Genomic DNA, 15,760 nt, shown 5'->3' with positions numbered 1-15,760 from the left:
GGAAAAACTGAAGAGGACGAAAAAGGCCCGGAAAGAGGAGAAAAAAATGGATGTGAATTTTCGGTATAGCAAAAAGAACTCTTACAGCTTTGCGGTTCTTTCCCCTTTACTTCCCGAGGCAGGGTTTACGGACAAACCCCTGAATGGAATCATGATCTACAGTTTTACTACACAGCAGGCAGCGAAAATCTTCAGGGAGATTGAAAACGTGGAGACGGATTCGATCTTCATTGCAGGAGGACCACATCCTTCCGGGTCCCCTGAAGAGACACTTGAGTATTTTGATTACGTGGTTATTGGTGAAGGGGAAGAAACCCTTCCTGAACTCGTGAAAGTCCTGAAGGAGGGAGGAAACCCAGGAGAGGTAAAGGGAATCGCTTACAAATCAGATACCTGCAGAATAATCGAAACCCCTGAAAGGCAACATGTGAACCTGGACGCATATCCCTGTTTTGACCCGAAAAGACTCCGGGCTCCCATTGAGATTAGTCGCGGATGCCCCTGGGGCTGCAGGTATTGCCAGACACCCAGGCTTTTTGGAAGAGAGGTCAGGCACAGGAGCATTGATTCCGTCCTGAAGAACGCCCGGTATTATGACGACCTCCGTTTCATAGCTTCAAATGCTTTCGCATACGGAAGCGATGGGATTCACCCAAGGTTCGATAAGGTAGAAAAATTGCTCTCTGCCCTCCATGAACTGCCCGATAAAAAGATCTTTTTCGGGACTTTCCCCTCCGAAGTGCGCCCCGAGTTCGTGACCGAAGAATCTGTAGAACTTGTGAGAAAATACTGTGCAAACGACAGCCTTAGCCTTGGAGCCCAGTCAGGAAGTGACCGCGTCCTTAAAGAAATAAGGAGAGGACATACGGTTGAGGACAGCATTTCGGCTGTTGAGTGCTGCCTGGAACATGAGATTGCTCCGGCAGTTGATTTCATTTTCGGGCTTCCCACCGAAACTGAAGAGGACCAGGAAAAAAGCCTTGAACTTGTCCGCTGGATCTGCAAAAAAGGCGGAACCGTCAGGGCTCACTACATGACCCCCCTTCCGGGCACTCCGTACGCATCAGCTGTTCCTTCGAAGGTAAGCAACCGGGTAAGGAGGGAGCTTGGAAAACTAGCCCTTGGAGGAAAACTAACAGGTTACTGGGAAAAACAAAGGAAGGTATAAAAAAAGAAGGAGAGTAGGATCGAGGGAAGTCGGCATAACTCCGGTACCGGCTTTTAAACCCCAATCCTCTGTTTGCTTTGAATCTGTTTTGAATTAAACCGCACAAGGAGCCTTTGTTTTTGATCCAATAACTTTACCTTGAGGCAATTCCGTTAATAGGAATTAAATCTCAGGTCTATAGTCTGTATTTAATTTTCAAGAACTCTTTTCAGGAACCCGCTTAAGGAATCCGTTAAGAGCTTTCTTCTTTTCAAGAATCCTTCTTAAAAACGTTTTATGTTTGCAGGTTTGATCTATGCCTGTTTTTAAATTATGTTCACCGATTTCTCAGGTTTAATAGCTCGTATATTTCAAAGGTAGGTGTTGATCCCGTATTCAGTTCCCGTTTTGGGATATACTTATCGATCCTGTAATGCTCTTTCTGTTCTTCTTAGCAGGTGACTTCGAACCTTCTCTTTTTACTGATTTAGGAGGTGTATGTTTTTCAGATTAGGAGGCTCTCAGACTGACACATTTATCTGCAGGAAAAATGCATCCGTTTTAATTCCCAGAAGTAAGAAATACTTCAATCTATTTATAATTTATTGTTACATATCTTAACATAATACATAACAAATAACAATTGAGCAGATCGAGATTATAAAATAAAATATGCTGAAGAAAACATCCGGGAAGAACAATTTACAGAATTAAAGTATAACAAAAATACAAGAGCCAATCACTGAGAACTTAAAACTGAAAAACTAAATGATCACTTAAAATTAAAGCTAAAATTAGATCAGGAACTCAAGGCCAATTCATCTTTCTAGCCTCCGCTCCCGGCTTCAAGCAGATTGTAATCAATAAAAAAGTAACGATTAAGTTCGAATTAAGAAAGGGAAGATAAAGGCTCAGATCAATTTGAGCCCCACATGAATTTGTAATCTACCCTTTTGAGTCAATTTCCAGAAAATTCAATTTCCTGTTCAAGTCTTTTCCACTTTTAAGACCATTTCCAAACCTTCATGCATCAATTCTTCCGCCCTTTCCTGTTTCTTTGCCTCGGCAAAGATTCGGAAAATAGGTTCGGTACCTGAAGGGCGTATAAGGACCCATCCATCGTCATACCAGATCTTGACCCCGTCAATAGTATCTATTTTGAGCCCCAGGTTTGAAGTCTCATTTCGGATTTTTTCCATAGTGCCCGCAACATCCCTGGAAGGCGTTTTGGTCTTTGAATTGAAGTACACGGGTACGCTTTTGGTTATTTCGGAAAGCTTTTTTCCTCCGGAGAGTATCTCAAGGATTTTGGCGCATGCCATTGCCCCGTCCCGGCAGTACTGGTGTTTGGGGAAAATAAGGCCTCCATTACCCTCACCTCCAAAAACGGCACCTGTTTCCATCATCTTTCGGGCGACATTGATCGAACCTACAGCGGTCCAGTGAAGTTCAATCCCTTCTTCCTTTGCGACATCAGCCATACGCTGGGAAGAACTTACCGGCGTAACTATCGGGCCTTTTTCACGCTCAAGTATATATTTCGCCATCATGGCAAGCAGGACTTCCTCGTTTACGAATTCCCCGTTTTCGTCCATAAAGACTATTCTGTCCGCATCTCCGTCATGTGCTGCCCCGAAAGCTGCCCCTGTCTTTTTGACAAGGTCCGAAAGTTCGGTCAGAACTTCTGGCGTTGGTTCCGGGTTTCTCCACGGAAATGTCCCGTCAGGTTGAGCCCCGAGGGTGAGCACCTCACAGCCAAGTTCCCTGAGCAGGAAAGGAAGGGTAAGGGAACCCGCTCCGCAGCCCGTATCCACAACAACCTTGAATTTCCTGCTGCGGATGGCTTCGGCATCTACTGCATGGATTATATTTTTGATGTAATAATCGTTAACGGAAGGATCAATCCTGAAATTCCCTGTTTTTTCCCATGAAACCGTAGAAAATTTGCCCGAAAAATAAATTTTTTCAATATCCTTTTCCCCATCCCTGGGGAACTCGGAGCCATCTCCTGCAATAAACTTGATTCCATTGTACTGTCTGGGATTGTGAGATGCCGTAATAACAATCCCTGCATCAGCATAATCGCGCACATAGTACTGAATGGAGGGGGTAGGGACAGTCCCAACATCAATCACATTCAAGCCTGTTGCAAGAGCCCCGGCAATTGCTGCGGATTTCAGCATATGGCCCGAGATCCTGGTATCACAGCCTATTGCAACCGTACCTCTTGAGCCCATGTATGTACCAAGGCTTTTGGCTAAATTGACTGCCAGTTCAGGATTTATAAATTCATTGGCAATACCACGTACACCATTAGTTCCGAATAATTCCATCTAAGATCTCCATCTCATCATTTGCATCAAATTATACTATTAAAGGAAATTAGGTTCTAATTAGATTTATTCCTGAAACCAGAGCCCTGATAAGAAAACAAAGCTTCGGTACAGGGAGATTAAAGTATGAAAGATTAAAGTATATTTGAAGTTGAGTAGCATTTGAAATGATGTTGATTCAAGAGTTATATAAACTCAGGAAAAACACCGATTAGAGTACACCCTTATGTCCCTATTGTGGCTGCCATAAGGCACCTTCTGACTATAGGAATGGAAAATACATATATCTTATTAGCTGAAACTCGTAATTAATGGATGCCGCAAAGATCGGGACGATAAGGAAGGCTATAAAAGCCAGAGAAAGTGCAGTCATTGCATTTTCAGGAGGAGTGGACAGTTCAACTCTTGCAGCGCTTGCTTTTGAGGAACTGGGGGAAAAAGCCCTTGCCGTAACCATAGATTCTCCGCTGTTTCCCAGGCAACAGCTCGAAACCGCTGCCCAGACAGCCTGTGAAATAGGAATTCAGCATAAGATCCTTCCCTTCTCCCTGACCAGTGTGCCCTATTTTTCCGCAAATACGATAAACAGGTGCTACTTCTGCAAAAAAGCCCTTCTTGAAACCCTTGTAGAATTCGCGGAGAAAGCCGGATACAATGTCGTGCTTGAAGGGACAAATGCTTCGGAAATAAAAGGGGAAAACCGCCCAGGGTACAGGGCAATTGAGGAAGCCGGGGATAAGATATTTTCCCCATTTGTGGAGTTCAATGTTACAAAAGAAGAGATCCGGGAGATTGCCTCGAATCGCGCCCTTTCGGTAGCCAGCAAGCCATCGGCAGCCTGCCTTGCAACCCGCATTGCTTATGGGCAGCCCATCACCACTGAATCTCTTGAGAAAATAGAAAAAGCAGAAGAATATCTTTTAGCTCTGGGTTTTACACAATTCAGGGTAAGGATGCATTCAAATCTTGCCAGAATAGAAGTTACCGGTGAGGAATTTGAAGATGCAATCCGCAAAAAAGAAAAAATATCCAGGTACCTTAAGAGTCTCGGATTTGACTTTGTAACCCTAGATCTTGAAGGTTTCCGTTCCGGGAGTATGGACGAACCCTACATGCGGAAAATGGCTGAGAAAGCAGAAGAAGCAGAAGATGACTAAGCTTGAAAGAATAAAATATCGAATAGTCGGACTTCCAGGGCGAACGGAACCGATCAAAAAAAGCTGTTGCTGAAGAAATATGACAGAAATTTTAATCCGAAAAGCCGAAAAAAAAGACCTGCCTGCAATCCAGAGGCTCCTCTCCACTTATTTTCTGGACATTGAAGAACTGGAACCCGAGGACTTTGTGCTGGCGGAAGAAGAAGGAAAAGTGGTAGGATGTGCTGCCCTTATCAGGAACAGATCAGGTGAGAAGACCTTTATGGAGCTCCACTCCATCGCTGTACATCCAAATCTTCGAGGAAAAGGGATCGGGACCAGACTTATGGAGTACCTCATAAATACAATTGACGAACCTGAGATCTCTGAAGCCCCTGCACTTGAATTATATGTACGGACGACTGCTCCGGGCTTTTTTGAAAAACTTGGTTTTATAATGGTGCAGAACACTGAAAAACTACTTCTCTGGGAAGATTGCAGGAATTGCGAGCATTTTGGAAAGTGTGCACAGCATTCCATGAGGTATTTTCGAGTTTCCTGAAAAGTAAGAGTTTCTGGGAGAATAAAACTGAGAGAGGTTAACGAAACATTATTTTACAAAAAAACATATGAAGCAGCTTATGCTCACTCTCGGAATCGTTAATACCTACGACAAAATCAAAGTTCTTGATGCGCATTACCGTGCAATTGCCAGAGCCGCACCAATCTGCCATGCTTTTGGGTTCCATCTCGCCCTTTATGACTTCCCATTCAAAATGACCGCCGAAGAGCTGGTTGCTTTCGTAATGGAGAAAACCACCATAGGAGAGTCGGGAAGTTATCTCAGGGTCCTTTACGAAAAAAACCACCTTTCAGTTGCCGACCTTCCTAAGAAAGGCTTTCCTTCTCAATTCGGAGATACCGTTATTACCACTTCAAAGCCAGACCCAAAAAGGAAGGTCTTACCTGTGGAAATCGCTGAAGAAGCGTTACGCAACCATTCATTTCTATTTCTTGTGGGCCTGGGGCACAAAGGGCTTCCAAAAGAACTTTTTGGAAGAGGGAAATACCATCTTGATATCACCTCTAAAGGACTTTCCCTTGAGACATGCACTGCAATAGGAGCTATACCTGCGCATCTCTCAGGGCTCATGGGAAATCTGGAGACAAGGAAATGAACCTGAGCTTAAGATTCGGAAGCTCTGAAGACAAAACAACCAATGCAGCACCTATCTCGAAAGCTCTGAAGACAAAATAACCAATGCAGCATCTATCTCAAAAGCTCTGAAGGCAAAATAACCAATAGAGCACCTAGCCTAAAACTTGGATGATTCACAAAAATTTCAAGGCAATTTAAAAAAAAATCCGGAATAGATATATATTGCGAATTACAATTAATATTTTGTTGTGGGTAAGAACGACACCTGCTGCGCTGCCGCGGGTCTGGAACCAGGAGAACTGGAATTCTAGCCTGCATTTAAAGGGCTGCCATTCAGAAGCGTGGAAATCAAATACATTCTGAAGGAATCTATTATTCTGGAGTATTGGGAGATCTACCTTAATCTGGAGGCTTACATCCGGAAAAAACAAAATTCCAGCCCCGAAACAAGCGCGAGCATTGAAGAGACAGGAGGAAAACTTATGAGTGAGCTGAATCAAGAAGAAAGAAAAAGAAGTGAATATAGATACAAAAACCGTAAAAACGGCTACCACACAGTCGTAAAAGGCTGCACAGACAACCTAGACTCAGATGAATTAGACCTTTACCGCTTTATGATAGGCGGTGTGCAGGGGAAATAACCTGCATAAGCTTTTTTTATTTCTCATTCCTTAGAAGGGAAGCATGTACGATGTATATGCGGTCCGTGAAGATTTTCCTGTTCTAAAAGAAGTCGTGTACCTTGACAGCACGGCAACCACCCAGACCCCGATTCCTGCTGTTGAAGCCATGGTGGAATATTTTTATAAGTACGCCGGTAACCACGGGAGAGGAGCGCACCGCCTTGCAAGGGAAACAACAAATCGCTATGAAGATGCACGGGAAACTGTTGCCCGTTTCCTGAATTCAGAACCTTCAAAGACCGTGTTTACGAAAAATACTACCGAGGGGATCAACTTCGTTGCAAACAGTTACCCCTGGGAAGCAGGTGACCACATTGTCACGACCCTCCTCGAGCACCATTCAAACCTCCTGCCCTGGTTGCGCCTGCAAAAGAAAGGAGTAAACGTAACGGTTGTAAGCCCGGACCGTAAAGGCATAATTGATCCTCAGGTGATAGAAAATGCCCTCACTGACAGGACAAAACTCATTGCTGTAACGCATATCTCAAACGTTTTCGGCTCTGTCCAGGATGTCATCAGGATTACGAAACTTGCCCACAGAAACGAAGTTAAAGTCCTGATCGACGGTGCTCAGTCTGCAGGTCATATTCCAGTGGATCTGAAAACACTCGGATGTGATTTTTTTGCAACCGCAGGGCATAAAGGATTGCTCGGCCCGCAGGGTACCGGCGTACTCTACATAAAACAGCCGGAGGTGCTTGAAAGCGCCTCAGTCGGAGGGGGCACGGTTTCGGGGGTAAAAGGACTTGCATACACGCTTGAACCGTCTCCGGCCTGTTTTGAAGCCGGCACCCCCAACATTCCCGGGGTTATCGGGCTTGGAAGAGCAGTAGAGTATGTGGAAAAAATAGGGGTTTCCGAGATTAAAAAACACGAAGAGAAACTCTCCCGGGAAGCTGCAAAGAGACTCTCCGAATTCGAGCACGTGGAGGTTTACGGACCTGAAAACCGGGCAGGAATCGTACCTTTTAATGTGAAAGGGCTTCATGCTCATGATGTTGCCCTGATCCTCGACCAGACAAAGAAAATTTGCATCCGGAGCGGACACCATTGTGCAATCCCTGTTACTCGCTTCCTGGAAGTGGAAAGCACTGCCAGAGCATCTTTTGCACTCTATAACACCGAAGAAGAAGTAGATATATTTGTAAATGCTGTCGATGCGCTCAAAGCCCTTGTATCCTGAAAAATTTGTATTGTGAATTCGAAAAATACCTTCATTCTGAATCCTGAAAATACCTGTATTATGGAAGTACCCCGTATCCTGAAAACTATCTGTATCCTGAATCCTGAAAACTAGATCTGAAGAATGGACCTGGAACCTATTATTAATTCCGGGCTGCTCACGGTAGAAGACGTATTTCGGAACAGGATTCAGAAAACACTTTCCTCTTGCCGCCTGGGAAAAGGGCTTGAAGTAGTCGAAAAAGACAAAGTTGGGACAGTAAGAGATCCGACTGAAAATGTCGACGTTGTCGTTCTGGACAGCCCTGGAGCTCTTACCAGAATACGAAATTGTGCGGAGGGGGAAGCCCTCAACAAATTTGACGCTATTTACAGTATCCTGGCAAAATATGGTTGCACTTCACTTTATTTCATGGACGGCCGTGCCCACCAACATCATCAGGGTTTTGCAGATTATATCGTACTCGGAAAAATAGAGCTGAAACTTGAGGAAGATGCCGCAAACGGAAAAATATTACATGTGCTTTCTATTACAAAAATGAGGGGGATGGAACTTCCCGACAAAAAGCTCTTCTTTGAACTTACTCCTTCAGGGATAAGAGACAGGTAAGGTTTTGAGAATAAAATTGAGTAACGGATTATTAAGGCCCAACTTAAAGACCGGTTTATTTAGGTTCAGTTTAAGGGCCGGTTTAAAAACTGGGAGCTATATAAAAGAAGGAAAAACTCCCTCACCAGATCCTGTCTCGAATTTTTTGCCATTGAAAGAATTATTACGTCCTTATTTGTTGATATCATGTTTTACCGGCCTGTATGGTTCAGTTTTGAATTATTCACGGGCGTTAATAATGGCTCTAAGAACAGCGATAACAACATATGATTTTTAAAAACAGCATATGATTTTTAAATTTCTTCCAAAAGCTTCATTTAAATTAAAGCCAGCAATCATTAGAAGAAAAATGAGTGTCTACATTATAATTAAATTTATACATCAATAATCTGATCAAGTGAAAAAAAGGCTTAAAAAGAAAGATAAAAGGTTTTTTCGAGAAAAACTATTTATTAAAATTTATTAATATATCGATATATTATAGAAATATTTTATAAGATGTTGGGACGTATATAGCTTAAGGAGAAATCTGAAGGCGAGAGTATGGATGAAGTAACAGAAATCTCGGAAAAGAAAAGTTTTATTTCGGGGTTATTCGGGAAAACAGGCGATAATAACTCCATTTCAGATATTCTGAAAAGGGCTAAAAGTTATTTTGATAAGCCTTTGAGAAGTATGCCGCCATACGACCGGGAAGAATATGGACCGCTTGTAGAGTTTGAAGTACCTGAAGGAATGAAGGAAATAGAAAGGTACTGGCTCCAGGAGCCTTATGCTCTTGTGTCCATCCTCGAAGATCGCAGAACAAGGTACTACAAGCTTATTGAACCTGCCCTTACAAAATTTGAGAAGGAGTTGCTTGAAAGAATTTATGAGGATTTTCAGGACATCCTGATTTTGAACTCCACAACATCTAAAATAGAAAAAGACGCGCTCCTTGTGGACAAAACCCTTTTACTTCTTGAACGTTACAAAGCTGAAGCTTCGTCCTCAGCCATTCACAGGATAATGTATTACCTCAGAAGGAACCTGCTTGGTTATGAAAAAATCAATCCTCTTCTTTATGATCCTTATATTGAAGACATATCATGCGATGGTGTCGGAATTCCGCTCTATATTTATCATACGAGGTATCTCAACATTGAAAGTAATATTTCTTTTGAAGAGGAAGAACTCGACTCCCTCGTAATCAAGATGTGCCAGCTGAATAACAAACATATCTCTGTCAGCCAGCCAATCGTTGATGCGACAATCCAGGACGGGTCAAGGCTTCAGGCTATGTTAGGGAGAGAAATCACTCCTCGCGGCAGTTCGTTTACCATCCGTAAGTTCAGAAAAGACCCGATAACGCCTATCGACCTGCTAGGTTTTAAGACGTGCGATATGGAAATGCTGGTATACCTCTGGCTGGTCATTGAAAACGGCTACAATATGCTTTTTGCAGGAGGGACGGCTTCAGGAAAAACCTCAATGCTTAACGCAACGTCCCTTTTCATGCCTTCCACAGCCAAGATAGTCTCTATAGAAGATACAAGGGAACTCTTACTCTACCACAACAACTGGGTCTCGGGTATTGCAAGAGAAAGCTTTGCCTCGGACGCTACCGGGGAAGTTTCCATGTTCGACCTTTTAAGGGCAGCCCTGAGACAGCGTCCTGATTTCATCATTGTAGGTGAAGTCAGAGGCAGTGAAGCTCTTATGCTTTTCCAGGCAATGTCAACAGGACATGCAACAAGCTCGACAATGCATGCAGGAGATATGCAGACCGTTATAAACAGGCTTACCCACGAACCCATAAATGTACCTAAGCTTATGCTGCAGTCTCTTGACGTACTCTGTATTCAGGAACAGGTGTACATCGAAGAGAAAAGGGTAAGGAGGACAAGGAGCCTTGTGGAAGTCCTTAACGTTGACCCTGAAACCGAAGACCTTGGCATAAACGAGCTTTTCAACTGGGAGCCTTTTAAAGACAGTTTCCTGAAAGTTGGGGACTCCTATCTCATGCAGGAGATCATGCACGTCAGAGGATGGGATACAGTCCAGTTGAGAAGTGAAATCGAGAATCGGAGAAAGATCCTCACTTACCTCTATGAGAAGAATATGAGGAGCTACATCCAGGTATCTCTTGTAGTGCAGACATATCAGAGTTATCCGAAAATGGTTCTGGAATCTATAGAAAACGATACCCTGCAAACTATGATACAGGACATGGTCGCGTAAGAGGGAGAGCATGACTTACACTTCCGTGGACGAACTGGCATACAGAGCTTTTGGAGACTTTTTTTATAAAAATAAAGAAAGTTTCAAGGAGATCAAAATAAAGATACGCCACTCCCATATTCCAAAGTCAGTGGATCAGTACCTGGCATCAGCCTTCATGTACTCACTCTTCGCAGGTATAATAGGAGGGATCTTCGGATTATGGCTAGGACTTAAGACTTTCGGAGACCCGATCTCCCGCCTCAGCCTTTTTGTGGATTCCACAAGGGCATGTTTTGCAGAAGAATACCTTTATTTGCTTGCGATATTAGTCGCCCTTTTGTTATTCATTATAAGTTTTCTTGTCGTCTTTGGGATGATATACATCTACCCTTATTTCCAGGCAGATATCCGGAACGCCTGTATAGATAAGTCCATGCTGCCAGCGGTAACTTACATGTATGCCCTGACCAAGGGAGGCATGTCAATTTATGATGTATTCAGGTCTCTTAGCAGTTATACCCATATCTTTGGCACAAGCGCGGAAGAAATCTCCTATATTGTGCGGGATATGGACTATCTGGGAAAGGACTTTATAACGGCCCTTAAAGAAGCAAAGGAACGCACCCCTTCGGAACGTTTCAAGGATTTTGTTGACGGCCTGATCCTTGTTTCAAGCGGTGGGACCATAACCGAGTACATGAAAAATAAATCCGAGCAGTACCAGGAGATGGCGGATCTTGCAAACCGCAACCTGTTAAAGAGGCTGGACGTCCTTGCAGAAGTTTATGTAACTGCCTTTGTTGCAGGTCCGTTATTCATAATGACAACCCTTGTAGTGCTGCAGTTTCTCAAGCCGGCTTCAGCCCAGATCCTTTACATGCTGATTTATGTTATAATACCCCTTGCAACCCTGCTCTTTATCGTGCTTCTCGATACAGTAGGAGAACTCTCCATGAGTCCGGAAAAGAGCAGGGTTCCCAGGTACCCCATAAACCTTTACGATATCCCGGAACTCAGCTCCAAGCTCAGTGCAGAAGAGGAGGAGAAGAGGAACAAAAAGTTAAAACTGTACAGGCAGCTTTACAATATGAGAGACCTGGTTTTTAACCCGTACAAAACTATCCGCGACGAACCCAGATATACCTTCTTTTTCGGAGTCCCTCTCGGGCTTTATTATCTTATCCACCTTCCGAAAACTCTTAAAGAAAGCCTTAATTATAGTTTCCACTGGAACCTTAACTTTGCCCATATCAGTGACAGCAGTGTCCAGTTAATAAGCTCTATTGACGATTACCTGGTCATTTTCACCGTAATCGCACTCATCCCCTTCATTATATTTTACGAAATAAGGGCATGGAGGATGCGAAAGATTGATGAAAGAATGCCTGACCTGCTGAGAAACCTGTCAAGCATGAACGATTCAGGGATTCTGCTCTCTAATTCCTTAAAAATAATGGCAGAATCCAAGATGGGAATCCTCAGTAAAGAACTCAAAAAGCTAAAAGAAGACCTCTCATGGGGAAATTCAACTTCAAGAGCCCTTATGAAACTGGAAAACAACATAAGGACCGCAACATCCAGCCGGGTTCTCCATACTCTCATAAAAGCAAACGAGTCCACAAGCGACATCAAAAATGTGCTTTCTATTACCGCAGAACAGGTAAAGAGCGAAGAAAGGTTGAAAGAAGAACGTTCTTCGGAGATGGTTGTTTACGTCGTCACCATCTACGTTGCCTTCTTTGTCTTCCTTTTCATAGTTTATATATTGGCCGTATACTTTTTCCCTGAAAGTGCCTCATTTAAAAATTCTTCTCAGGGAATGGGATACGGAGGAATCGGAAACGGTTATTTCAACATAGATGAGTATTCTATGCTCATGTACCACTCAGCCCTTGTTCAGGCTTTTACCTCCGGGCTCATTGCCGGGAAGATGGGTCAGGGTTCGGTATATATGGGCCTGAAATACAGCGTCAGCATGATGATAATTGCCTATGCAGTCTTTACGATGTTCGTTTAAGATGTTTTTATGCAAGAAACTCCCGGAACAGACACCACAAAAGAGGCTGCAGTTTCAGAAGTAACGGGCGTTGTACTTCTTACAAGTGTAGTAATTATCATGCTCAGCATCCTCAGCATATCCATTTTTTCCCTGGACGGACCTGACGATATCCCTCATACAAGACTGCAGGAGTGGATAAACAAATCCGCGGATACAATTTATCTGAAACATAGCGGAGGGGAATTCCTTGACACGGAAAAATGTGAGATCGTACTTAATGTCAACGGAGAAAAGTATGTGTATCCATCGGAAGACATTTACGAATGTCTGGGGAACAAAAGCGTCTGGGAACTTGGGGACGTCCTGACAATAGATGCGAGAAGGGAGTGGAATCTCGACATCAAAAATGATGATGAGGTAGAATTGTTTCTGATAGACATCCCTTCACAGAAGCCGATTCAGGTGGCCAGGCTCAAGACAAATTATGAAAGGAAACCTCTTTTAAAAATATGAATTGCTCCACAAGGAGACATACTTGATACTTCAGGAGGCTATGGAGACCTCGAACAGGTCAAATATGTGGATAGCACTAAAACTGATGATGTACAGGACCCGCATACAGATCTAATGGATAGAAATTGACCACTTATCACCCTTCAGAAGATGAAATAAATTCAAGTGAATATCAAGAATTTGATTTCAAAACCAGTCCTTTAGAATACAGATTGTATCCGGGATATATTTTTTCAAATGTTACTTTAAAAATTGTATATTACTCAAAAGATAGCGCTACTAAAGAGATTAAAATAAAAATCTATGATAGTAACGAGCCCGATCGATGGGGTTATATCACAAATTTGCCGAAAGAAACCGATGATTTTGATGTCGAATACTATGATATCACCAATTACATCCACGATGCCGAAAAACTTTCAAATTTTAAAATAAGAATTGAAGTTTGTATAACCAATAGTAATCAAAGAATATATATAGACTAGATACCTATATGAATAGAATGACTTTTTAAAAAAATGACCGTTGATTCTGAAAGACCTGGTTTAGAGAAAAAAAGTTCAAGAGAGGAATCGGTTTTGCCGAATATAAAAGAATTCATGAAAGACTGCTCTGCGGTTTCAGATGTTGTAGGAGAGGTTCTTATGACAACAATTGCAGTAATCCTTATAAGTTCAATTGCAGTTTTCATATTTTCTTATGACGGAGCTGCCGACGTACCCCGCACCCATGTGAAAGAATGGACAGATTCTCGGATAAATACAATCTACATAGAACACAACGGGGGAGAATTTATCGAGACCGAAGCCCTTGAAATTGTAATAAACATCAATGGAAACCGATATACTTATTCCTCGCCCCAGATTTATGCAAATATCGGGAATAAAAGCAGCTGGGAACTGGGAGATAAAATAGAGATCAATACCTACAGCGAATGGAATGTCGACATAAAAGATGAAGATGATATAAACGTATACCTGATAGATAAGCCTTCCAGAAAAGTGTTCCAGAACCTTCGACTTTCCACCGAAGAAAGTGAGGATTCCAGCTGGTATACACCCCAAAGCTCAGCAGTTGACACTTCCGAGGGAGGTTCAGCAATCCTCCTCCATGTCCAAGAAGAAAACGATGGGTTATATACCAGCTACCATCCACCTGTAAGTCAAAACGACAACATATATGAAGAATTTAATTTTGGATTAAGTACTGCCCTCTGGAGGGATAATATTACTTCTGTGACCCTGAAGCTTGTCTACAGCGGAAACAATAACACCTGTGAACAAATAAAATTGAAGTTATGGGACGAAAGCTCAGGAACCTGGCAACAACAGAATCTCCCTGAACATACCTCATTTGCAGCTTACTCCACGGACTTATCCTCATATATAAACAACACCACTGATCTCGAAAACTTAAAGATCCAGCTAGTTGCTACGGGAAACGCCGGTGCAAACACCACAAATCTCCATGTTGACTACATGGCATTGTATGTAAATTAAAAAGCAGGAAAGGGAAAAAGATGAAAAATAGGTTCTTTGAATCAATCTCTTCTTTTTGCAGTTCCGAATATGGAGTTTCCTCCGCCGTTGCCGCAGCCCTTCTGCTAGGAATAATAGTTGCCGCGATGACAACAATTCAGCTAAATTACGTGCCTGTCTGGAAAGAAGACGCAGAATACGCTCACATGTCCAACGTCTGGCAGGATATGTCCAGACTTAAATCTAATGTTGATATTCTTGTTGCCGGACTTGAAATAAATCCTGATGCAAGAATTGTCCTGAACAGCCCGATCCAGGTAGGAGGAAACGACGTTCCCTTCATAGGCGGCACAACAACAGGCGGTACCCTTGCTGTAAACAATGAAATATCGGGGCTTTCGATAGTTGTTACGACCGACAATGCAACCACCGAGTATAACAGTGGAACAAGTCTCTTTTACACAGGTACGGTCACTTACAGTCCGACAAACACCCATTACGTGGACGAGACTTATTGCTATGAAAACGGAGCTCTCATAGTATCCAGAAACGGCAGGTCGATGATGAAATTATCCCCGGGAATGGTTCTTGAAAGAGATACAGGTTCGGTAAATCTTTCCGTAAGGGCTGTAACTCTTGATGGGAACCGCGGGGTCATGGCGAGCAACAGCATTGAGGACATAAGGCTTACATCCGAATATTTTACCCCTCTTTTCGATCTTACAGGGATAGAACAATTTTTCAACATAACCTCGGTCAACCTCACGGTCTATACGGAAAACCAAGAAGCATGGGAAAGATATTTCGAAAATTCAGCCGGAGAGATCGATCTTCAGGAAGGTACTGATTACAACCTTACCAACGGCACCTACACAGTCACCTTTTCTCTCTCCCCTGAAGATGAAGACCTGTACGTTAACGTCTACAAAGCCGCGATAAAAGTCGAAACGGGGATTTAATCAAAATTGTGCTGGCAAGCCCGCTGCGAACAACAGGATATTAGCCTAAATGAAATTACTTACAGCCATCCAAACCTGAAGAGAAAGGGAACCTTGGGCTGCACATGTCCATTTTCGAGGGAGCCATAAAGTGCCCCTTGTCAGATTTTCCTACATTGAAAGATTGAAACCCTGCATCAGGTTCTCCCTGAAATTCTATAACACAGTTATCAATTGTGTCAGCTATTACATTTCTAACTCAGTTATGATGCGAAACTCATTTTACGAAAAACATTGATTTAGAATTTTAAACTAAAATAAAATACCCCCTTCTGACCGATTGTTTATCTACTCTTGTCACCAAAACATTGTTGGTGGCA

14 protein-coding genes are annotated in these 15,760 nt (G+C 42.9%); 13 read left to right on the top strand and 1 reads right to left on the bottom strand.

What is annotated here, in order from left to right:
- Positions 1-46 precede the first annotated feature (46 nt).
- A complete protein-coding gene (locus MA_RS01295) occupies positions 47-1,168 on the top strand; it encodes a TIGR04013 family B12-binding domain/radical SAM domain-containing protein (RefSeq protein WP_011020300.1) in 1,122 nt (373 codons plus the stop codon).
- A gap of 965 nt (positions 1,169-2,133) precedes the next feature.
- On the opposite strand, the gene glmM is transcribed toward MA_RS01295, so the two are convergent.
- The gene (glmM, locus tag MA_RS01290) at positions 2,134-3,480 is read right to left on the bottom strand and encodes a phosphoglucosamine mutase (protein WP_011020299.1); all 1,347 of its coding nucleotides are present in this window, start codon (positions 3,478-3,480) and stop codon (positions 2,134-2,136) included.
- Between the two features lie 311 nt (positions 3,481-3,791).
- Between glmM and larE the strand changes: the two genes are divergently transcribed.
- The 12 genes from larE (at position 3,792) to MA_RS01230 (ending at position 15,401) form a co-directional block, all read left to right on the top strand.
- On the top strand, positions 3,792-4,637 hold the full coding sequence (gene larE, locus MA_RS01285; RefSeq protein WP_011020298.1) for an ATP-dependent sacrificial sulfur transferase LarE: 846 nt from the start codon (positions 3,792-3,794) through the stop codon (positions 4,635-4,637).
- Positions 4,638-4,716: 79 nt separating this feature from the next.
- Positions 4,717-5,178 (top strand): GNAT family N-acetyltransferase, encoded by a 462-nt coding sequence (locus MA_RS01280; protein WP_011020297.1) that lies wholly within the window; start codon positions 4,717-4,719, stop codon positions 5,176-5,178.
- A gap of 67 nt (positions 5,179-5,245) precedes the next feature.
- A complete protein-coding gene (locus tag MA_RS01275; protein WP_011020296.1) occupies positions 5,246-5,794 on the top strand; it encodes a DUF531 domain-containing protein in 549 nt (182 codons plus the stop codon).
- Between the two features lie 322 nt (positions 5,795-6,116).
- On the top strand, positions 6,117-6,416 hold the full coding sequence (locus MA_RS01270; protein ID WP_048064845.1) for a hypothetical protein: 300 nt from the start codon (positions 6,117-6,119) through the stop codon (positions 6,414-6,416).
- Between the two features lie 43 nt (positions 6,417-6,459).
- Positions 6,460-7,641 carry a cysteine desulfurase gene (locus MA_RS01265; protein ID WP_011020294.1) on the top strand — a complete coding sequence of 394 codons (1,182 nt, stop codon included), beginning with the start codon at positions 6,460-6,462 and terminating at the stop codon, positions 7,639-7,641.
- A 123-nt stretch (positions 7,642-7,764) separates the two neighbouring features.
- Entirely contained in the window at positions 7,765-8,250 is a 486-nt protein-coding gene (locus MA_RS01260) for an RAD55 family ATPase (protein ID WP_011020293.1), read from the top strand.
- Positions 8,251-8,793: 543 nt separating this feature from the next.
- The gene (locus MA_RS01255; RefSeq protein WP_011020292.1) at positions 8,794-10,470 is read left to right on the top strand and encodes a type II/IV secretion system ATPase subunit; all 1,677 of its coding nucleotides are present in this window, start codon (positions 8,794-8,796) and stop codon (positions 10,468-10,470) included.
- 10 nt (positions 10,471-10,480) lie between these two features.
- Positions 10,481-12,469, top strand: a complete 1,989-nt coding sequence (locus MA_RS01250; protein WP_011020291.1) for a type II secretion system F family protein — start codon at positions 10,481-10,483, stop codon at positions 12,467-12,469.
- A gap of 9 nt (positions 12,470-12,478) precedes the next feature.
- The gene (locus tag MA_RS01245) at positions 12,479-12,964 is read left to right on the top strand and encodes a type IV pilin N-terminal domain-containing protein (protein ID WP_011020290.1); all 486 of its coding nucleotides are present in this window, start codon (positions 12,479-12,481) and stop codon (positions 12,962-12,964) included.
- Between the two features lie 125 nt (positions 12,965-13,089).
- Positions 13,090-13,449: a hypothetical protein gene (locus tag MA_RS01240; RefSeq protein WP_011020289.1), complete on the top strand. Its 360-nt coding sequence runs from the start codon at positions 13,090-13,092 to the stop codon at positions 13,447-13,449.
- A 93-nt stretch (positions 13,450-13,542) separates the two neighbouring features.
- Positions 13,543-14,463, top strand: coding sequence for a type IV pilin N-terminal domain-containing protein (locus tag MA_RS24925; protein WP_011020288.1), 921 nt, complete (start codon positions 13,543-13,545; stop codon positions 14,461-14,463).
- 20 nt (positions 14,464-14,483) lie between these two features.
- Positions 14,484-15,401 carry a DUF7289 family protein gene (locus MA_RS01230; RefSeq protein ID WP_011020287.1) on the top strand — a complete coding sequence of 306 codons (918 nt, stop codon included), beginning with the start codon at positions 14,484-14,486 and terminating at the stop codon, positions 15,399-15,401.
- Positions 15,402-15,760 lie beyond the last annotated feature (359 nt).

This window comes from Methanosarcina acetivorans C2A (assembly GCF_000007345.1).
Taxonomy (GTDB): domain Archaea; phylum Halobacteriota; class Methanosarcinia; order Methanosarcinales; family Methanosarcinaceae; genus Methanosarcina; species Methanosarcina acetivorans.
Note: the sequence above shows the minus strand (reverse complement) of the source record. Positions and strands in the feature narration are given on the sequence as shown.